Origin of the sequence: Microcystis sp. M31BS1, assembly GCF_020245285.1 — a bacterium.
Lineage (GTDB): Bacteria > Cyanobacteriota > Cyanobacteriia > Cyanobacteriales > Microcystaceae > Microcystis > Microcystis panniformis.
This window is the reverse complement of the sequence record NZ_JADBVE010000199.1, coordinates 1-19,005: the sequence shown is the minus strand read 5'-3', so window position 1 is coordinate 19,005 and position 19,005 is coordinate 1. Positions and strand designations below refer to the sequence as shown.

Annotated in this window: 19 protein-coding genes; 5 read left to right on the top strand and 14 right to left on the bottom strand. The window is 43.1% G+C overall.

Translation table 11 applies throughout. The features are described from left to right. Positions 1-223 precede the first annotated feature (223 nt). Positions 224-721, bottom strand: coding sequence for a 2TM domain-containing protein (locus IM509_RS11745; protein WP_185236857.1), 498 nt, complete (start codon positions 719-721; stop codon positions 224-226). A 60-nt stretch (positions 722-781) separates the two neighbouring features. Then, a complete protein-coding gene (gene trmFO, locus IM509_RS11740; RefSeq protein ID WP_072924613.1) occupies positions 782-2,119 on the bottom strand; it encodes an FADH(2)-oxidizing methylenetetrahydrofolate--tRNA-(uracil(54)-C(5))-methyltransferase TrmFO in 1,338 nt (445 codons plus the stop codon). Positions 2,120-2,524: 405 nt separating this feature from the next. Here trmFO and IM509_RS11735 point away from each other — a divergent pair, with 405 nt between their 5' ends. Continuing rightward, positions 2,525-2,803 carry a hypothetical protein gene (locus IM509_RS11735; RefSeq protein ID WP_004266820.1) on the top strand — a complete coding sequence of 93 codons (279 nt, stop codon included), beginning with the start codon at positions 2,525-2,527 and terminating at the stop codon, positions 2,801-2,803. Between the two features lie 119 nt (positions 2,804-2,922). On the opposite strand, the gene IM509_RS11730 is transcribed toward IM509_RS11735, so the two are convergent. Continuing rightward, positions 2,923-4,002: a PIN/TRAM domain-containing protein gene (locus tag IM509_RS11730; protein WP_185236856.1), complete on the bottom strand. Its 1,080-nt coding sequence runs from the start codon at positions 4,000-4,002 to the stop codon at positions 2,923-2,925. A 473-nt stretch (positions 4,003-4,475) separates the two neighbouring features. Here IM509_RS11730 and hemW point away from each other — a divergent pair, with 473 nt between their 5' ends. Next, complete coding sequence (hemW, locus tag IM509_RS11725) at positions 4,476-5,648, top strand: radical SAM family heme chaperone HemW (protein ID WP_185236855.1); 1,173 nt, start codon at positions 4,476-4,478, stop codon at positions 5,646-5,648. A 122-nt stretch (positions 5,649-5,770) separates the two neighbouring features. On the opposite strand, the gene IM509_RS11720 is transcribed toward hemW, so the two are convergent. Both IM509_RS11720 and IM509_RS11715 read right to left on the bottom strand, forming a co-directional pair. Then, on the bottom strand, positions 5,771-6,091 hold the full coding sequence (locus tag IM509_RS11720; protein ID WP_052277636.1) for a cupin domain-containing protein: 321 nt from the start codon (positions 6,089-6,091) through the stop codon (positions 5,771-5,773). Further along, complete coding sequence (locus IM509_RS11715; RefSeq protein WP_002787567.1) at positions 6,091-6,663, bottom strand: shikimate kinase; 573 nt, start codon at positions 6,661-6,663, stop codon at positions 6,091-6,093. Before IM509_RS11715 ends, IM509_RS11720 begins: the two co-directional genes overlap by 1 nt. Before the next feature lie 217 nt (positions 6,664-6,880). On the opposite strand from IM509_RS11715, the gene IM509_RS11710 reads away from it, so the two are divergent. Further along, positions 6,881-7,954, top strand: a complete 1,074-nt coding sequence (locus IM509_RS11710) for a Gfo/Idh/MocA family protein (RefSeq protein ID WP_052277637.1) — start codon at positions 6,881-6,883, stop codon at positions 7,952-7,954. Here the strand turns inward: IM509_RS11710 and IM509_RS11705 are convergent. Both IM509_RS11705 and hisD read right to left on the bottom strand, forming a co-directional pair. Continuing rightward, positions 7,951-8,340: an excalibur calcium-binding domain-containing protein gene (locus IM509_RS11705; protein WP_260441176.1), complete on the bottom strand. Its 390-nt coding sequence runs from the start codon at positions 8,338-8,340 to the stop codon at positions 7,951-7,953. The genes IM509_RS11710 and IM509_RS11705 overlap by 4 nt on opposite strands. Before the next feature lie 93 nt (positions 8,341-8,433). Beyond that, complete coding sequence (gene hisD, locus IM509_RS11700; RefSeq protein WP_052277639.1) at positions 8,434-9,738, bottom strand: histidinol dehydrogenase; 1,305 nt, start codon at positions 9,736-9,738, stop codon at positions 8,434-8,436. A gap of 182 nt (positions 9,739-9,920) precedes the next feature. On the opposite strand from hisD, the gene IM509_RS11695 reads away from it, so the two are divergent. Next, positions 9,921-10,607, top strand: a complete 687-nt coding sequence (locus IM509_RS11695) for a hypothetical protein (protein WP_185236854.1) — start codon at positions 9,921-9,923, stop codon at positions 10,605-10,607. On the opposite strand, the gene IM509_RS11690 is transcribed toward IM509_RS11695, so the two are convergent. The 7 genes from IM509_RS11690 to IM509_RS11660 all read right to left on the bottom strand — a co-directional run bounded on the left by IM509_RS11690 (position 10,608) and on the right by IM509_RS11660 (position 18,200). Continuing rightward, entirely contained in the window at positions 10,608-10,829 is a 222-nt protein-coding gene (locus IM509_RS11690) for a hypothetical protein (RefSeq protein ID WP_287716956.1), read from the bottom strand. A gap of 31 nt (positions 10,830-10,860) precedes the next feature. Continuing rightward, the gene (metH, locus tag IM509_RS11685; RefSeq protein ID WP_185236853.1) at positions 10,861-14,424 is read right to left on the bottom strand and encodes a methionine synthase; all 3,564 of its coding nucleotides are present in this window, start codon (positions 14,422-14,424) and stop codon (positions 10,861-10,863) included. A gap of 129 nt (positions 14,425-14,553) precedes the next feature. Continuing rightward, positions 14,554-15,708 (bottom strand): SpoIID/LytB domain-containing protein, encoded by a 1,155-nt coding sequence (locus tag IM509_RS11680; RefSeq protein WP_072924596.1) that lies wholly within the window; start codon positions 15,706-15,708, stop codon positions 14,554-14,556. Between the two features lie 229 nt (positions 15,709-15,937). After that, positions 15,938-16,558, bottom strand: coding sequence for a type I restriction endonuclease (locus IM509_RS11675; RefSeq protein ID WP_072924635.1), 621 nt, complete (start codon positions 16,556-16,558; stop codon positions 15,938-15,940). Between the two features lie 443 nt (positions 16,559-17,001). After that, on the bottom strand, positions 17,002-17,499 hold the full coding sequence (locus tag IM509_RS11670) for a DUF29 domain-containing protein (protein ID WP_052277643.1): 498 nt from the start codon (positions 17,497-17,499) through the stop codon (positions 17,002-17,004). 10 nt (positions 17,500-17,509) lie between these two features. Beyond that, positions 17,510-17,872 carry a DUF5615 family PIN-like protein gene (locus IM509_RS11665; RefSeq protein WP_002737135.1) on the bottom strand — a complete coding sequence of 121 codons (363 nt, stop codon included), beginning with the start codon at positions 17,870-17,872 and terminating at the stop codon, positions 17,510-17,512. Beyond that, positions 17,850-18,200, bottom strand: coding sequence for a DUF433 domain-containing protein (locus tag IM509_RS11660; RefSeq protein WP_002737461.1), 351 nt, complete (start codon positions 18,198-18,200; stop codon positions 17,850-17,852). The genes IM509_RS11665 and IM509_RS11660 overlap by 23 nt, the downstream gene beginning before the upstream one ends. A gap of 320 nt (positions 18,201-18,520) precedes the next feature. Here IM509_RS11660 and IM509_RS11655 point away from each other — a divergent pair, with 320 nt between their 5' ends. Further along, entirely contained in the window at positions 18,521-18,829 is a 309-nt protein-coding gene (locus IM509_RS11655; protein ID WP_052278530.1) for a hypothetical protein, read from the top strand. Positions 18,830-19,005 lie beyond the last annotated feature (176 nt).

Genomic DNA, 19,005 nt, shown 5'->3' with positions numbered 1-19,005 from the left:
TTTTGAGAGAATCGTCGTTCAAAACCTTGCGTCTTCATCGGCCCGCGTCCTGTAGGGGCGAAGCATTCGGGCAATAACCTATCGGTGAAACCGTAGATTTTCTATCCGAATGCTTCGCCCGTACTTTTTCAGCAGACCCTAAGTAGTCGTGGAAAACTCAACTTTGTGTCCTTTGTGTCTCTGTGGTTCACAAAAACAAAAAAGGCTTAATTTGGCAACACTATTAAAACTGTAAAAACTTTTTAACTTGTGTCCAAAGATTGGTAAAAGACTCTTTCATTTCCTCCTTAATTTTCCAGCGTTTAAATGCTTCTTCGTAGGCAATTCCTTGATTTTGAAAAGTTTTCCAAGCAGAAAGGGAAAGAGGTAAACCCATCAGCAAAAAGATATAAATTGCCCAAGAAATTGTTCCCGAACTAATTAAATTAATGATAATAAAAAAACTATTAATAATCAGATAGCGAACGGTTTTATTTTTTAGCTCCTCACGACGAAAGCGATCGAATTCTTGCCGTTTATAACTGAGCATTTTTGACTCTTGCCAGTCCTTTTCCGCCGCTTCTAAGTCTTTAACTTCAATAGCTAAATCGTCGGCAATTTCTAACAACTGTTGACGGGTAATTTCTCCCTTATCCCCTTGACGGGAGATAGCCAAATAGAGAATTTCCTGCACATCCTCTTGACTGTAGGATTGGGGAGGGAAAAAATCAGAGTTTGGCATAGCGATAGAGAAAGAAATAGGTTCCTTCTCTATTATGGGCGATCGATTAGCGATTGACAGTTAGACGAGACAGGGAGTTTTTAACTGATTCATCCATGCTTCTAAATCCTGCAAAGAGCGATCGGCATATTGACCGTAACGTTCCCGTTTATTGCGGATTTTTCTGGTAAAATTCGGCAAAATGCCAAAATTTGGCGGCATCGGTTGAAAATGTTTCGGTTCGGCACTGCTGATAAACTCAAATAATGACCCGATCATCGTTGTGGTTGGCAATGTCACCGTTTCTAATCCTAAAGCTAAACGAGCGGCATTAGTTCCCGCTAACCATCCCCCAGCAGCCGCAGCCGTATAGCCTTCCGTGCCGATTAACTGTCCTGCCGCTAATAGCGTCGGTCGCGATTTAAACTGGAGACTGGAGGATAATAACTGGGGAGAATTGATAAAGGTGTTTTTGTGCATCACTCCCATGCGGACAAATTCGGCCTTTTCTAACCCCGGAATCAGACGGAAAACTCGTGTTTGTTCACCCCATTTTAAATTAGTTTGAAATCCCACCATATTCCACAATTGCCCCGCTTTATCTTCCATTCGCAACTGTATAACCGCGTAGGGACGTTGATCCGGATATCTAGGATCCGCTAATCCCACCGGTTTCAGGGGACCAAAACGCATGGTGTCTTCTCCCCGACTGGCTAATTCTTCGATTGGCAGACAAGCCTCGAAAAATTTGGCATTTTCTCGCTCAAAATCCTTTAATTCTGCCTGTTCTGCCTGTTTTAGTTCTTGCCAGAAGTGCAGGTATTGTTCCCGATCCATAGGACAATTGAGATAGGCGGCCTCACCTTTATCGTAACGGGAGGCCAGAAAAGCGATCGATTGATCAATAGATTCCCCTAGAATAATCGGACTAGCGGCATCAAAAAAACTCAGATAGTCCAGGCCGGTGAAATTTTGCAGATCTGCGGCTAAAGCAGCACTGGTTAACGGTCCAGTGGTTAAAACGACGATACCATCCCGGGGAATTTCCGTGATCTCCTGACGTTTTAAGGTGATTAGAGGGTGGTTGGCCAAGATTTCCGTCAAATTTCGACTAAAGACCCCTCGATCGACCGCTAAAGCCCCTCCTGCGGGGACACTGTGCTGATCGGCCTGGGCAATAACTAGAGAATTTAAGCGTCGTAATTCTTCATGGAGTAACCCAGTAGCGCGATCCACCGCCATGGCACCAAAGGAGTTACTACAGACTAATTCGGCTAAAAATTGGCTATGGTGGGCGGGACTAGAGCGAATTGGGCGCATTTCGTGCAGGATCACGGGAATACCTGCTTGGGCTATCTGCCACGCCGCCTCAGTTCCCGCTAATCCTCCACCAATTACATGAATAGGGCGATCGATCATAGTTGGGAGAAAATGGCTAGAGTAGGACTATTTTAGCTGAAACAGTCCAGTAGGATGGGTTAGCGGTAGCGTAACCCATGCGGGCATTGGGTTTCATGCTTCAACCCAACCTACGTTCTTATCAGGGGAGGCAAAAGGCAACCCCCCCTTGCCCCCCCCGACATCGGGGGGGTTGGGGGAGATTCAGCTAATCTAAGGATAAGCGGTTAAGATGCGTCTTAGCTCAGGCTGGGCATAGGGCGATCGCATAAAGATTGGGGCTGATCGCAAACTCAGGTTATAATCAAGGAAGGGATAGAATATTATATTTTATCTCGGCGCGATTTTTGCTTTCGAGAAGGTGGCAACACCGCCCCACTTTCTCACCATCTCCTTCCAGATGGGTTAGTTAGCGGTTTGACTTCTATGAACACCAATTATCTTGAAGAATACCAAAAATACCTAGCCGAATGGCAGAAACTGCTTCTGTCCGCTTGGGGTAATGGTGTTCCCTCGACTACATCAGTGTTTGAGTTTCCGGAAACTTTGGTTAAATCCCTCGAATATCAACAAGAATGGGTGAAATCCTACCTAACCGCCCAAGAAACCGCCACCAAAGTTGCCCTCGATAGTCAGAAACAATTCTGGGATAGTTATTTCGGTTTTGCTCGTCAGTCCATGGCTGTAATCAATAAACCGGCCTAATTTAGATATAAATTGGCTAGATGGTTCGGTTAGTGACTTAACTTCCCTTAAAAAATGAAAAGCCTCAAATACAATCCCCTCTGGCCCTGTATTTGAGGCTTTTTTGGTTTTTTTTCCCTTTAGGCAATCAGGGAATTTTGGGGTTTAGCAAAAATCATCCGTCCGGCAGAGGTTTGCAGTGCAGATGTCACCACTACCCGCAATTCTCCCCCTAGATAATCTTTCCCTTCTTCTACCACCACCATCGTGCCATCTTCTAGATAACCGATGCCTTGGGTGGGTTCCTTTCCTGCTTTGAGAATTTTTAGGTCTAAAGTATCCCCGGGCAAGTAGATCGGGCGTACTGCTTGGGCGAGATCGTTGACATTCAAGATGGTGACTTTTTGCAGATTGGCCACTTTACTGAGATTATAATCGTTCGTGAGCAAGGTGGCGTTAATTTCTTGGGCAAGATGGACTAATTTAGCATCTACGGTGCTAATATCCTCATAATCGGCGGGATGAATGACAATGCGCTCAGGAAATTCTTGCTGCATCCGGTTTAAGATGTCTAATCCGCGTCTTCCTCTGACTCGTTTTTGGTCATTACTGCCATCCGCTAACTGTTGCAATTCCTGAAGAATAAATTGGGGAATGAGTATCTGTCCCTCGATAAATCCTGTGTCTAACAATTGTTCGATACGACCATCGATAATACAACTGGTGTCCACAACTTTGGTGGCGGCCGCTTGCAGGGTTCCTTCTGCCACTAAAATTGATTCCATACTATTGGGGTTAATCAGACGCAAAAAAGTGCGACCGTGGGTATCAGCTAAACTAACCCCCAGATAGGAAAACATAATGCTGCCCAAAATGGCGATTATCGGCTTGATAAACGAGAATTCTCCCGGAATCGGTAGGAAGAAAATCGGAGCTAGGATCAGATTAGCAATCAACAAACCAATAACTAGACCGACCGAACGGGTTAAAATAACTTCGATCGGAGTTTGTCGTACTTGGGTTTCTAGACGACGATAGGTAGTTTGGGCAACTAAACCAATAGCTAAACCAATAATTGAGGCAAAACCCGCCGATAACCAGCGTAAAGCTTCAATATTGCTGATTTGCGACTGGACAGCAACCGGGAGCAAGTCAACACCACTATAACCAATACTGGCAACAGCGAAGACGAATAGTAAAATTATGACAGCATCAAGCATGGGGATAATACCAGAGAGGATAGGGGGGGAATGATGGTAGAAAAATAATGAGTATGGATGCTTTTATATTATATCTGTGGGTTTCTCCTAATTTGTGTCGGGAAAGTTGCCTCCATTCTAGGAGATGTTCTCCCCAGCCATAATACATCTTAACGAAGATCAACGAAATTATAGCCGTCAGCCTTGAATCAGTTATCAGTCATCAGATGCGAGTTACAGCGTTTCTCAGATAGATGAGGTTCGTTCTTGCATCTAAAATACTTGATTAGCAAGGGTTAGTCTGTGCTTCACCTTGACGAGAAAGGCTGTAGGATATTAAATCCAGTTATTAAAAACTGATTATTTATTCTCCGTTTTGCCTTTTGCATGAGTAGAAAACGGGTTTCTCGGAGAAACCCGTTTTCTGTGCGTTACTCAACGGATTTAGTATGAGTTCACTGATTACTGATTACTGTTCACTGATAACTGCTTTAATGTCCTATTTTGACCCCGTAACCTCGGTTTATATTCATATTCCCTTTTGTCGTCGGCGCTGTTTTTACTGTGATTTCCCGATTTTTGTCGTCGGTAATCACACCAATCCAGCGACTTTTCCCCCTGTGGTGGAGTATGTGGAAATATTACAGGAAGAAATTAGCCTTAGTCAGGGGACGGGGAAACCCCTAGAAACAATTTTTTTTGGGGGGGGGACTCCTTCCCTGTTACCGGTGGAATTATTAGGATCGATTCTGGATACTTTAGCCAAAAAGTTTGATTTTGCGGCCGATATAGAGATTTCTATGGAGATTGATCCGGCTACCTTTAGTTTAGAACAATTACAGGGTTATCTTAGCGCAGGAGTCAATCGGGTTAGTTTAGGAGTACAGGCTTTTCAAGAACCATTATTACAGGTTTCCGGTCGATCGCATACTGTTAAGGATATCTATCAGGCAGTGGAATTAATTCAGGGATTGGGAATAGTTAACTATAGTTTGGATTTGATTTCAGGATTGCCACAACAAACCCTGACAGATTGGGAAAATTCCCTAGAAAAAGCGATCGAACTGCAACCGGCCCATCTTTCCTGTTACGATTTGGTCTTAGAAGCGGTTACTCCTTTCGGTAAACAGTATCAACCGGGGAAAAAACCCTTACCCGATGATGAAACCACGGCAAAAATGTATGTTTTAGCCGGTGAAAAACTAGCTTTAGCCGGTTATCAACATTACGAGATTTCTAACTATGCCAAACCGGGTTATCAATGCCGACATAATCGAGTTTACTGGGAAAATCGTCCCTATTACGGTTTTGGTATGGGGGCTGCTAGTTATCTTCATCAACAACGTTTTACCCGTCCGCGCAAAAGTCGCGACTATTTCGCTTGGGTAAAAGAAGGCTGTCAGATTGAGGTGGAGAAAAATAGCTTGATTGATGATCTTCTCGAAACCTTGATGCTAGGGTTAAGGTTAGCAGAAGGTGTGAGTTTGCCCGCAATTGAAGCTAATTTTGGCTCGGAAATCAAAAAAGCAATTTTAGAGGTCTTAGAGCCGCATAAACAGCGTAATTTAGTAATAATTGAGGGGGATAGCAGGGTAAGATTAAGCGACCCCGAAGGTTTTTTGTTTTCTAATCTAGTTTTAACCGATTTATTCGATCGCTGGCAATAGTCAGAAACTATATTTTAAGTAGCTGGTTATAATTAAATTAAAAATAGATTTTAGCTTCGATCCCCCCTTAATCCCCCCTTGATAAGGGGTGTTTCTGACAACTTTTAACACCTACCTACTTACTAGCGATAATAGATAGCTAACCAAATACAAGGAGGATTATTGCTAGTAAATTCGATGCGATGTTTTTGGTGAGGAGGAATCAGGAGATAATCCCCCGCTTGCAGATTAACTTGGCTGCCATCCTCATAACTAATCTCAGCGAATCCCTGTAATAAAATCACCCATTCAAAGTCAGATTGATCGTACCATTGACCGATGGGAGTGGTTTGACCGGTGGAAATAATTCTTTCCAGACGAATAGCTTGACTTTGAGCTAAAATTTCCAGAATTTCTCGGTCAGGAATTAGTTCAGGTAAATCAAAAATTGAAGCTGCTGTCATTAGTTATTATTCCTTTCTGGATGAAAATCTTTAATCACCGTCGGTATTGCTGTTAAAATTTTCTCAACGATATCAGCAGGTGTATCTAGGTCAGAAACAACAATCCGAAGATCTGCTTCTGCATAAAGTCCTCGTCTTTGTTCTAATAATAATTCTAGTTTACTTTCTAAATCAGTGGACTCAAGCAGGGGACGAGAGGTATCTTGTTTTAAACGTTTAACCAAAACTTCTAGGGGAACATCTAACCAAATCATTAAACCGTGACGAAGATAACTCCAATTTATCGGTTTTAAAACCATCCCTCCCCCGGTGGCAATCACAGTTTTAGTCAGAGAGGATAATTCGGCTAAAACTTGGGTTTCTAACTCCCGAAAAGTCGCTTCTCCCTCGTCGGCAAAAATTTCCCTGATTTTCTTTCCCGCGACCCTTTCTATTAATATATCTGTATCAAAAAAACGATATTGTAACCGTCGGGAAAGCAACTCTCCCAGGGTGGATTTGCCAGATCCCATCATTCCTAGCAAAAAAACACTTAATCCCCGTAAGGAGTTAAAATCCGTTGAATTGTCCATATGTAGTCCTCGCTACTCAGGGATGATTTTTTGATAAGCATTTAGGAGTAAAAACCCGCAGATGGAATCAGAAAATCTTCTCAGAACTCCCATTGACACCGACATCGTGTCAGAATGCTGGATAACCATGATACCATCTTGGTAGTTAATGGACGAAATCAGCTTGATTAATCTAATCAAGTGGTGTGAGGAGTGTGAACACAGGAGTCTAAAATTCATGTCCAATCAACCAGCAAACTTTCCGGGTAACAGAAATCAACTCAAACCGATTAAAGTCGGGGTTATCGGGGTCGGTAACATGGGACAACACCATAGTCGCATCCTGAGTTTATTAAAAGACGTGGAATTCGTCGGGGTGGCCGATGTCAACGTCGAAAAGGGACTGGAAACTGCCAGTAAATACCGAGTCCGTTTTTTTGAAAATTATTTAGATCTCTTACCTAGGGTAGATGCGGTTTGTATCGCTGTCCCCACGCGGTTACACCATCGAGTCGGGATGGACTGTCTGCAAGGGGGAGTACATACCTTGATCGAGAAACCGATCGCCGCTAGTATTAGTGAAGCGGAATCTTTAGTCAATGCGGCAGCCGATCATGATTGTATTCTGCAAGTGGGTCATATCGAGCGTTTTAATCCCGCTTTCCAAGAGTTATCGAAGGTCTTGAAAACCGAGGAAATTTTAGCGATTGAATCCCATCGCATGAGTCCCTATTCCCAACGCGCTAATGATGTGTCGGTGGTGTTAGATTTAATGATCCACGATATAGATTTAATTTTAGAATTAGTCTCCGCTCCCGTGGTGAAATTAACCGCTAGTGGTAGTCGCGCTGCCACTGATTCCGGTTATCTCGATTATGTCACTGCAACCCTTGGTTTTAGTAATGGAGTAGTGGCTAATTTAACCGCTAGTAAGGTGACTCATCGCAAGATTCGCCGTTTAGCGGCCCACTGCAAAAATTCTCTCACGGAAGCGGATTTTCTCAACAATGAAATCCTCATTCACCGGCAAACCACCGCTAACTATAGCACCGATTACGGTCAAGTTCTCTACCGTCAAGATGGTTTAATTGAAAAAGTTTATACCAGCAATATTGAACCCCTACACGCGGAATTAGAACATTTTGTTCATTGTGTGCGCGGTGGAGACCAACCTTCTGTCGGTGGGGAACAAGCTTTAAAAGCTTTAAGATTAGCTAGTTTAATCGAACAAATTGCCCTTGATGGTCGCGTTTGGCAACAATCGGACTGGAATTATCAATATCTTAATTCTCCCGTGATTACTGCTTCTTAATTGTTTTTACCCCGATTCTTTAAATGAGAGAATTGGGGTGAGGAGACAAAATTAGTTATTTTGAGAACTTTACCACATTTTTCTGAGGATTTTTTTCCACACCATTGACTTTCACAGGGAACTCCATCACCGTCTCCATCCATTTTGACATTGGGGCAATTTCTCAAGAAAAAAGTCGCTTCTGCACAGGAGGTCATCTGGGAACAGTGAGTTCTACCATCGCACCGAAACTGTGGAGAAGGACTAGGTTTTTTCTGGGGAGTGGGACGATTATTGTTGTTAGCTACGGCTAAATTATTGAGGGTTTGATTGCCAGAAATTGGTGATTTTATTGATATTTGTTCGCTCAGAAAAGCCAGAATTAAAATAACAATTACTTTTTTCATAAAATGCTTGCCTGATTCTCTGCTCTTATCATATTACCAGATAGGAGACAGGATAATAAATTAGAGTTGTTCCCTGTTTCCTATTCCCTGTATTTAGAGTAAAATTTCCCTGTGTTGAATTGCTAATTTATGGGCGGGAAAACCCTCGTACTCGGCTAAAGTTTTCGTGGTTTCTTTTAACTTTTCAAAGCCTTCGGAGGTGACATAAGCCAAAGTAGAGCGCTTGAGAAAATCATACACCGAAACCGCCGAATAGGAACGGGCAAAACTTCCCGTCGGCAGCACAGCATTTACCCCGATGGCGTAGGTAGCCATAGAGGAAGGAGTATGATTGCCCAGGAGAATTTCCCCAGCATTTTTAATCTTGCCCAGAATGGCAAAAGGATTACTAACTAAAACCTCTAGATGTTCCGGGGCGTACTCATTGACAAAATCGAGGGATTGCTGCAGACTATCGGTTAAAATTATGCCCCCATAGGCGGCTAAACCCGCCTCACAGAATTCCCGTCGCCAATCCGGGAGTTTTTGCAGGTATTCCTGTGCATATTCACTAGCAGCGATCGCCACCTGTTCACAGTGGGTGACTAATAAAGCCGCCGAATCCGCCCCGTGTTCCGCTTCAATTAATAAATCCAAGGCCGCTAAACGGGCATCGGTGGACTCATCGGCCAAAACTATCGACTCACTTGGACCGGCCGGCAAACCCACATCCACAGTGCCGAACAGTAACCGTTTGGCCGCCGCCCCATAGACGCTGCACGGACCGGTAATTTTGTCAACCCTTTTGATATTTTTTGTTCCCAAAGCTAAAGCGGCGATCGCTTGTACGCCCCCTAATTTATAAATTTCTCTGACTCCAGCCATCTGCGCCGCCACCAGAGAAACGGGTTCCACGTTGCCCTGTTTATCGGGGGGAGTGCAAACGACAACTCTTTCCACTCCTGCCACCATTGCCGGGATGGCTAACATTAACATCATCGAGGGAAAAGCACCGCGGCCCCGGGGAACGTATAAACCCACATTGGGGATAGGAGAGATTTTTTCGCCGGCAAAGACACCGGTTTCAATTTCTGCCAGTTGCATTTCTTCCGGCATTTGGCGACGGTGTACCTCTTGAATATTCCGGAAAGCCTGTTCAATGGCAGTTTTTACTTCCGGTTCAATTAACTGAAAAGCCTGCTCAAATTCTGCCTCGCTGACTTTGATATTTTCTACCGTCGCACCCTCGTAGTCAAAACGCCGCACATAGTCCACAACGCCAGCATCCCCCCGCTCGCGGATGGTTTCTATCACCGTTTGAGCGACTTTGAGGGCGTTATCAATATCTAACTCGGCTCTTTTCTGAAGTTTTGCCCGTTCCGCGCCACTTAATTGCGAAAGTTTTAATATTCTGACCACTATGGCTGCTCCTACTGCCCCCCGTCCTCTCAAGAATAACGGGGAATCTGAATCTTTATTTTTATTGTAACCTTTGGGGGAGTGCCGGCTTTTCAGTGATCAGTAAACAGTAACCAGTAATTTGTTAAGCTAAAGGCTTTATTGCCAGATTCTTTCTCTTGCCTCTTGCCTCCTTGGGTACAATGCAGATTATGTTTAAGCTCTCTTGCTGTTCTGTAAATGCGATCGCTCTTGGTTTATTATGGGGGGCGAGTGGTGCTGTGTGGGCAGAAACGGATTTAGACTTAGACCCAAAAATTCGGCAAGAAAGCCCGGTTTTAGAGCGTTGGTTAGAAAAAATACCCGATATCGCCGAAGATATTCGCCGCGATCCTAGTTTTCGCACTCGTATCCGCTTGGGATATGCAGAGTTTCCTTCTAGGGATAATTCCAGTGGCGTGATTTTGGGGGTAGAAGATGTGTTTTTCGGTCAAACCAGTTTAACCCTAAGCGGCGATTATCAGACGGCTTTTAACGGCAAAAGGACGGCAATAGGAGCAAATTTACAATACTATCTCCTCCCTTTGGGTGATTATGTCAATCTAGCTCCTATGGTGGGCTATCGTTACATTCAGACAGGAAATTACAGCACCGATGGGCTTAACTTAGGATTAAAGCTCAAATTAGCCCTTTCTCGCACGGGGGCAGCAGATATCACCGTCAGTCAGAGTTTTATCTCACCGGGGGGTGCTAACGAGGTGGGATTGACTACTCTTTCGGTTGGTTATGCGATTACCTCTAATTTACGTTTAGCCGCCGATATTCAAGCCCAAAATTCCCGCGCCCGTAAAGATAGCTCCCTAGGAATTTTACTGGAATGGCTGCCCTAATTAGGGTTTGCGGCAAAAAGTTTTTCCTGGGGGTAGGGTGTGGGGTGTAGGGTGTGGGGTGTAGGGTGTGGGGTGTAGGGTGTGGGGTGTGGGGTGTAGGGTGTGGGGTTTTACCGATAAAAACTCACACCTGATAACTGATAACTGCTCACTGATAACTGATAACTGATAACTGCTCACTGATAACTGCTCACTGATAACTGATAACTGATAACTGCTCACTGATAACTGATAACTGATAACTGATAACTGATTAGGTACTAAAGTATTTAGCGGTGGGGTGATAGGTGATAATGGCGGTGGTGGATTGTTCTGGGTACAATTGTTCGCTTTCGTCCATAGACATCCCAATGCGATCGCATCCTAACAGATCTAGTTGCTTGTATTGGTCCTGAATATTGGGACAAGCGGGATAGCCGAAACTATAGCGAGAACCCCGGTAACGCTGTTGCAGTATATCGCGGATATTATCGGGATCGAACTCTGCAAAACCTAACTCGCGACGGATGCGGGTGTGGGTCCATTCGGCCATGGCTTCGGCGGTTTGCACAGCCATGCCGTGATAATAGAGGTATTCGGTATATTCGTTGGCATCAAAGAGAGATTTAGCGTATTCCGTGGCGATTTCCCCCACTGTCACCGCTTGCATCGGGAAAACGTCGATAATACCGGATTCCTGCGGGGCGAAAAAGTCAGCAATACAGAGACGACGACCGGATTTCTGGCGAGGAAACTCAAAAATGGCGATCGGTTGCAGATTTTCGGGTTTTTCGCCTGCTTGTATCGATTCGGGATCGTAAATTAACAGGGAATTGCCAGAGGATTGACAGGGAAAATAACCATAAATTAATGTAGGGTTTAGTAAATTTTCCTTGACAATTTTCTCTTTCCATGCTGCTAGAATTGGATGAACTTTTTCCTGTAAAAACTGGTCGTATTCTTGTTTCGATTGGCTTTTGGGTTTGCGGAATTGCCATTGACCGACAAATAAAGCTTGTAGGTCTAAATACCAGAAAACCTCCTCGATGGGAATTTCTGCTGCTGTTAATATTTTAGTACCCCAGAAGGGCGGTGTTGGTCGGGGAATATTAACTTCCACCGCTTCCGAACGACGGGTATCAATAACTAATTCTTTGTCCAGGGTGCCATCGGTAAAAATAGTATCGGGATTAACCTCTAATTCTTCTGCGACAACCGGGGTTTTTTCTGTCTCGGCACACTCCGCTAAAAAGCCTTTACTATCATCCCATTGACCCCCAGCTTTAGCGGGCATTAATTTATCCATAAAATGCAGGTCAGAGAAGGCATCTTTACCATAGATAACCTGTCCCTTGTAGGTTTTTTGACAGTCATCATGGACAAATTTGGGAGTTAAAGCCGCCCCGCCAAGGATAACAGGAACGGTGATTCCTTTTTCATTAAAAACCTCGAGATTTTCCTTCATAAAAGCCGTCGATTTCACCAATAAACCGCTCATAGCGATACAATCGGCTTTATGTTCTTTGTAGGCTTCGATGATATTTTCTACGGGTTGTTTAATGCCCAAATTAATCACTCTATAGCCGTTATTGGTCAAGATAATATCAACTAAATTTTTACCAATATCGTGAACATCCCCTTTAACCGTTGCGATAATAAAAGTCCCTTTGGCATTATTATCCCCCTCTTTTTTCTCCATAAATGGTTCTAAAAAAGCAACAGCTGCTTTCATAGTTTGGGCAGATTGGAGAACAAAAGGTAACTGCATTTGTCCTGAACCAAATAACTCACCCACTACCTTCATCCCATCCAAGAGGAAAATATTAATAATATCTAGGGGTGGATAGTCCTGTAAAGCTTGATTCAAAGCGTCTTCCAGTCCCAATCTTTCCCCATCAATAATATGCTGTTTTAAGCGTTCCTCCACGGGTAAATTAGCATTACTAGAGGGGTCTTTTTTAGTGGTTTTTCCCGCAAATAATTCGGTTAATTTGGTCAGGGGATCATAAACACATATATCGCCATCAAAACGACGATTATCATAGATTAAATCCCGACAAATTTGCTGATATTCTGGTTCAATTTTTGCCAAAGGAAGAATCTTATTAGCGCTGACAATTGCCCCATCCATTCCCACCTGCATCGCTTCGTGGAGGAAGACGGAATTTAATACCTGACGCGCTGCCGGATTCAACCCAAAAGAGATATTAGACACACCTAAAAGAATGTGACATTCGGGCAGTTCTTGGCGAATTCGGCGCATTGCTTCGATAGTAGCCTTGCCATTTTCTCGGTCTTCTTCGATACCAGTAGAAATCGGTAAAGCTAGAGGATCAAAAAAGATTTCGTAGGGAGGAATTCCGTATTCTATCGCCCCATAATAGGCCCGTTTAGCTATCTGGAATTTTTTCTCGGCAGTGCGTCCCATTCCTTCTTCATCAATGGTTCCAATTACTACCCCTGCGCCGTATTTTTTCGCTAAATCCAAGACTTGATAAAAACGCGGTTCCCCGTCTTCGTAGTTAGTAGAGTTGAGGATACATTTACCCCCCGCTACTTTTAACCCCGCTTCCATTTTTTCCCATTCGGTGGAATCTAACATTAAAGGTAGGGTGACATTATTAACTAAACGAGAGGCTAATTGGTGCATATCGCGCACCCCATCCCGGCCCACATAATCGACGTTGACATCGAGAATATGCGCCCCTTCTTTTACCTGCGCTTTCGCCATCGATACTAAACTATCCCAGTCTTCAGCATTGAGCAGTTCCCGACATTTTTTAGAACCACTGGCGTTTAATTTTTCCCCGACAATGAGGAAAGAATTATCTTGAATATAGGGTTGGGTACTATAAATAGAGGCGGCGGAGGGTTCATAATGATAATGACGAGATTTCGGAGTTAAACCCTGACTTAGTTCCGCTAAAGCTTGAATATGGTCGGGACGAGTACCACAACAACCGCCAATAATTTGTACTCCCAAATCTTCGATAAAGTGCATTAAAGCCATTTTTAATTCTACGGGAGTGAGGCGATAATGCGCTTGACCGCCGACATTTTCCGGTAAACCAGCATTAGGAATACAAGAAACAATAAAAGGGGAATTTTCCGAGAGATATTTAATATGGGGTTTCATTAAATCGGGACCAGTGGCGCAGTTAAGTCCCAAAATATCAATTTTATAGGGTTGTAAAATAGAGACAACGGCGTTAATTTCCGTTCCTACTAACATCGTTCCCATGGTTTCCATCGTCACCGAAACCATTAGGGGCAATCGTTGACCTTTTTTCTGAAATACTTCTTCAATAGCATTTAAAGCCGCTTTAATTTGCAGGACATCCTGACAGGTTTCTACTAATAATAAATCTGCTCCGCCATCATACAGACCCTCTACCTGTTCCACATAGGCATTTTTGAGCCTATCAAAGTCAATATGACCCAAAGTGGGCAGTTTTGTCCCCGGCCCCATGGAACCCGCCACAAAACGGGGTTTTTCGGGAGTAGAGTATTTATTAGCGCAAGCTTTGGCCAGTTCGGCGGCACTTTTGTTGAGATAATAGGCTTGATCGGCTAAATCGTACTCGGCTAAAACTATCGAGGTTCCCCCGAAGGTGTCGGTTTCAATCACATCCGCACCCACTGCTAAAAAGGCTTCGTGGACTTTGGCTACGGCGCTAGGTTTCGTATGGACAAGATACTCGTTACACCCTTCGTATTCTGCCCCACCAAAGTCCTCGGCCGTCAGATTTTGGCTTTGTAGGGAAGTTCCCATCGCTCCATCAAAGACGAGGACGGGATGCTTGGGACCGTTGAGGTAGTCAAGAAAGGGGCTATTCATAGAGAGATTTACTGCTATAGCATTTTGAAAGTTTATTGTAATACGGTTACTAGAAATCTGCCATTCGGCATTTCAGTGATCAGTTATCAGTGATCAGATTTGAGTTTTCAGTCGAGAAAGCCAATCAATCTAATTTTGTAGAACTAGACGAGCTAAACCAACTCCGGGATAATAATTACCGAGAATTTGTTGATAATCTAGGCCTTTTTCCGCTAATTTATAAGCTCCAGTTTGACTCATACCGCGACCACCGTGGGCCCAAGCGACAATTTCATCCGTGGCGGCATAAAGAGACTCGACTACACCCCCTTTATAGCTGAGAATCTGCCCAGCAGTGGCATTAACCGCCTGGTGAGTCGATTGATACTCCGAGCGAATGCCTTTATATACCTGCCAGCGTTGGGTATTGCCCAGATGAAACCAAGCATTAGCGGGGCGGATCATGTGTACTAGGGCGTAGGAACGAGCGGCGATCGCCTGTGCCTTTAAAGCGTGCATTGGCGCAGTGGAGTGCATTTCACTACCCACTACACTATAGAGATAGGCCTCTAAATTAACATGATTGACCACTAACAAGCGATCGCCTTGGGCAACAAGCAGCACTTTGCCCCGATACCAACCATCATCCACATAAACTAAACCATCGGCACTGGTGGGCTGCACAAAAATCACCTCTGGCAGCGATAAATCGCCCATTTTTAAGCCATTGGCACTGGCAATCACCGGTAAACCCTCGTTAGTGGCAATCGTTTTTAAACCACGACCTTGACGGTCGGTGATCACCGCCGGCCCGTTAACTCCAATCAAAACACTGGCCACATCCCTTTTAATCGCTACGCGAATTTCTAGGACCGGCGGCGTATAATTAGCGGGAACCGCTAAAGGTTGTCTAGTTACCGGTTTGGCCGCGGCAGCGGGGGAAGTATTAGGAGAAGACTGAGGAAAGGGTGCTAATTTTTTCGGTGCGGAGAGGGAAGACTGAGGAGAGGGTGCTGATTTTGGAATCGCAGAAGATTGGGGAGAGGGGGATAGTTTCGGTGATGGCGCGGTTAAGGGGGCGATCGGAGATGGGATAATAGGAGCAGGGGAGGCAGCAGTCTCTAGATTTGCCTGCGCTTGCGGGGTTTCTGGTTTTTCCTTGGCTAAATAAGTTAAGAGAATTGGCGTAAAAGTGGCGATCGACAACAAAGGAACGGCACAATGACGCAGCAGGGAAAAATAGGTACTAGCAGCAAATTTCACTTTAATCACACCATCTTTAATTTTCTTATCTAACTTTATCATTCCCCTCTCAGGCCGGGCAATTCTAGAGAAAAAATCTCGTATTCTTGAGCTTGTTAGGACAAATCAGGCTGAAATAGTCAAGAAAAGCCGAAAAAATCCTGATAATTTTTATTTATGCTTACTGATTTGTTCCTTGCAGAGCCAATTATACAACAGAGGGAAATAGGAGAGTAACGATTCTGCTGGAGTTATCAACAGTCGTAAAATTAGGTACTGATTATCTTGATACTCAAATTAGTTGACAGAGATGTTTAAGGATTTTGAGAACCTCGTATAAATCCCCCGGATTTCTCATGGCAAATAAACGAGAGGTTCCGTATAAAGGTTTACCGTCCCATAATAATTTAACAAATAAAAACTCGGAACCATTGGTCAACATTCCATAATTAGGACGGTTGGGATGAGGATTGACCATTAAATAAGCTAATAATTGCGGTAAACCTGCTTCAACGGAATAAATAACCCGTTTTGATTCAATAATCATTACCCATAATTGCTCTTTTAGAATTAAAGTATCTAACCTTCCCTTAATTATTAAATCTTGATCTTCTGTAATAATTTCAACGGAATCTTCTGCTTTAATATGAAAAGGAAATAGATAAAAGTTACCAATAAATAATAATGGATCTAAAACCGTCATCCTCACCGAAGTTTCCAAAAAGGGAGGATAATTCAATAAGTTAAAATAACCTGTTTTGATTTTATCTAACAATTCTTTTTCTTGGTCAGAGATTGCTTCTAGGTCTTCCTGCCATTCCCCAAAAAAATGCTCATCTTCTATAAACTGTAGTTGAAAATGATTAATTAAATCTCTGAGGTTGACTTCTTTTGCTTGTAAAAATTGAACCATATTTACCTCCTTAATTAAGATTTATGTTAATGGTAATTTGCTATTTTTAATTGAATTTACCTAAATTTTTAACCCAGCAAAATATCCGTTACTGACAGGGTTAACTGCTCTAAATCAGAGAGAACAGTTAAGGATATGGTCTTGTTTTGTTTACCTGCACATCGCTTCGGTTAGCATCGTTCAGGTTTTTATCAGCTGCTTTCCCTCTTCCTACATCATCCAGATTAGCCATCGTCTTCTCCTTAATTTAGAGTACATGAAAGGTTCACTTTGCTATGATTTATCCAAGAGATTTATTGAGATGTAAGTAGTTAGGTGTTAAAAACTTTATTCCCCCCTTATTTCCCAGGGAAGGAGGGTTAGGTCATTCGGGCGATTTTTAATGTTGGCAAGGTCATATTCTGGTTTCATGGTTTTATTATCGATAATGTTTACTTTCGTTTTTATCCGTAAAAGTCCTCATTTAGAATCTGTTCAGGTGTGAAAGGACAAGCGAGGGGATACTCACTTTCTTGGGGAATACGAATACCAAATTGAGCGCGTTTACCCTGTTTGATGGCGACTTTACGAGCGCTGGAATAGGCTTGTGTGATGGAGATTAAGAGATAAGATTTAAGAGAGGGAATCTTAAGTAAATCATCTTGAACGCGCTGACGATGCTCATCTACTGAGTTATACCAACTTGCTTTCATTGTCTCAGGAGCATCATGCTGTATCTTTAATTTGAGTAAGTGAATCAACAAGACCATTAAGTTGCTCTCTAAGGCGCGTTTCTCTGACTTACCCAAATCTTTTAACTCCTCAATTAAGTTTTCTATATCCAGTTGTTCAAACTGTCGATTCTGTAATTGATGAATAGTTTGCTCAATCCACAACTGAAGATCTTGTTCGTAAAGTGTTGTGGGATTTTCTTGAATGTCCGATTGTTTTAATAAGGTCATTTGGATTTCATTAAGTTAACGGTAAATGTACAATTCGGTCTTCATATTCATTGTCAAAAGAACCTTTGGCAATTACAATTAATTCTAACAAGTTATCACCAATACTTAAATCTTGATTGAGAATAAAAATTCCAGGAATGTGACGGTTTTGGTTGAAGTGTTCTCTTAAATGTACTGGCATAGAAGCACGATTATTTGTCACTAAAATAAATCCCATCACCTCACACCAAATCAAGATTTCTGGATCTAATGTACCTAATTTTGGTGTATCTGGTTCACCAACTACTCGAATAATGATTTCTGGTTCTCGGCGACGCAATTGTTGAGGATACACCGAATTAACATTTTCATCAATTAAATATTTCAGTGTCATTAGCTTTCTGCTTGGCTGTTATTTCAGCTTTCAATTTTCTCAGTCGTTCAACCACAGGCGGAGGATTTTTTCGCTGTTCTTCTCGCATTTTTCGCCCCCATTCTAGCCAGTCGGCGATGTATTGGCTCACTTTTTCTTTATCATGAAGATAATAAAGAATCGTCGCATATACCTGTTCGAGGGTTAAAGATGGATAAGTATTAGCAATTTCTTCGGGAGTTTTGGCTTGGTAAATGAAATCGTGTAAAATGGTTTCAATACCGACGCGGGTTCCTTTTAGCCGAATATCGTTAGGAGCAAGAAAATTAAAATAGTCTTCGAGTTGCATGATTTATACCAATTGAAGATTCAAACTTAACTTTATTCTTTAAGTAACATTGTTATCTTAATTATACTTGATCGTTGCCGAATAGTGTGATCGCATTGGATTCTTAATTATTGACCTCTCCCCTGAACCCTATCCTACAAGGAAAGGGGAGAGAATTTAGCGAAGAGAGTGCAACTACAAACTGGGTTTGTTGTCAAGGCTCTAGCCCGAACAAGTTTAACCTGTTTTCTTTAGGTAGTGAGAAGCTAAATGGACATAACCCTATTGCCCAAATTGGGTAACTTATCTAGAATAAGTATATGAAGAGAGGAGGAGACGTGATGGAGTATCAGAATTTTTCGCTCATTAAAGAAGATATTCAGGCTGACGCTCGAGGGCGGATTAGCCTTGGGACTCAATGTAGCAACCGTCACTATCGGATACTGATGAATACAAGCGGGGAACTCCTCCTGGTTCCCATAATTGCGATTCCAGAGCAAGAGCTATGGGTATTTCAGAATCCTAGTGTCCGCGAGTCGCTCAAACGGGGGCTCGCGGAAGCCAGCACGGGAAATTTAGCTGAAGAACCCGTCGATTTAGACGCTATGCTTGAGTTTGCTGAATCTATTCCTGAAGAAGTCGAGGAGTAGGTGAGTTTTTCTTTACGACAGACACAGGAAGCTCGAAATAGTTACTAATTCTGTACGCAAATATTGCATCTAGAATTAGCTTTGTACGCTTTGACCCGTACTGGGTTAACTACGAACCTCTCTATCGGATTCCCGCTAAAGGCGGCCTCTCCGACTACCTTTCTTCCAATATTTAA

What these genes read in the sequence shown, in the direction of transcription:
- IM509_RS11670 (WP_052277643.1), bottom strand. Translation starts at nt 17,499, where the DNA reads ATGACCTTATTAAAACAATCGGACATTCAAGAAAATCCCACAACACTT.
- hemW (WP_185236855.1), top strand. Translation starts at nt 4,476, where the DNA reads ATGTCCTATTTTGACCCCGTAACCTCGGTTTATATTCATATTCCCTTT.
- IM509_RS11745 (WP_185236857.1), bottom strand. Translation starts at nt 721, where the DNA reads ATGCCAAACTCTGATTTTTTCCCTCCCCAATCCTACAGTCAAGAGGAT.
- IM509_RS11730 (WP_185236856.1), bottom strand. Translation starts at nt 4,002, where the DNA reads ATGCTTGATGCTGTCATAATTTTACTATTCGTCTTCGCTGTTGCCAGT.
- IM509_RS11665 (WP_002737135.1), bottom strand. Translation starts at nt 17,872, where the DNA reads ATGACACTGAAATATTTAATTGATGAAAATGTTAATTCGGTGTATCCT.
- IM509_RS11680 (WP_072924596.1), bottom strand. Translation starts at nt 15,708, where the DNA reads ATGATAAAGTTAGATAAGAAAATTAAAGATGGTGTGATTAAAGTGAAA.
- IM509_RS11720 (WP_052277636.1), bottom strand. Translation starts at nt 6,091, where the DNA reads ATGACAGCAGCTTCAATTTTTGATTTACCTGAACTAATTCCTGACCGA.
- IM509_RS11660 (WP_002737461.1), bottom strand. Translation starts at nt 18,200, where the DNA reads ATGCAACTCGAAGACTATTTTAATTTTCTTGCTCCTAACGATATTCGG.
- IM509_RS11705 (WP_260441176.1), bottom strand. Translation starts at nt 8,340, where the DNA reads ATGAAAAAAGTAATTGTTATTTTAATTCTGGCTTTTCTGAGCGAACAA.
- IM509_RS11735 (WP_004266820.1), top strand. Translation starts at nt 2,525, where the DNA reads ATGAACACCAATTATCTTGAAGAATACCAAAAATACCTAGCCGAATGG.
- IM509_RS11655 (WP_052278530.1), top strand. Translation starts at nt 18,521, where the DNA reads ATGGAGTATCAGAATTTTTCGCTCATTAAAGAAGATATTCAGGCTGAC.
- IM509_RS11675 (WP_072924635.1), bottom strand. Translation starts at nt 16,558, where the DNA reads ATGGTTCAATTTTTACAAGCAAAAGAAGTCAACCTCAGAGATTTAATT.
- IM509_RS11710 (WP_052277637.1), top strand. Translation starts at nt 6,881, where the DNA reads ATGTCCAATCAACCAGCAAACTTTCCGGGTAACAGAAATCAACTCAAA.
- metH (WP_185236853.1), bottom strand. Translation starts at nt 14,424, where the DNA reads ATGAATAGCCCCTTTCTTGACTACCTCAACGGTCCCAAGCATCCCGTC.
- IM509_RS11715 (WP_002787567.1), bottom strand. Translation starts at nt 6,663, where the DNA reads ATGGACAATTCAACGGATTTTAACTCCTTACGGGGATTAAGTGTTTTT.
- IM509_RS11695 (WP_185236854.1), top strand. Translation starts at nt 9,921, where the DNA reads ATGCAGATTATGTTTAAGCTCTCTTGCTGTTCTGTAAATGCGATCGCT.
- trmFO (WP_072924613.1), bottom strand. Translation starts at nt 2,119, where the DNA reads ATGATCGATCGCCCTATTCATGTAATTGGTGGAGGATTAGCGGGAACT.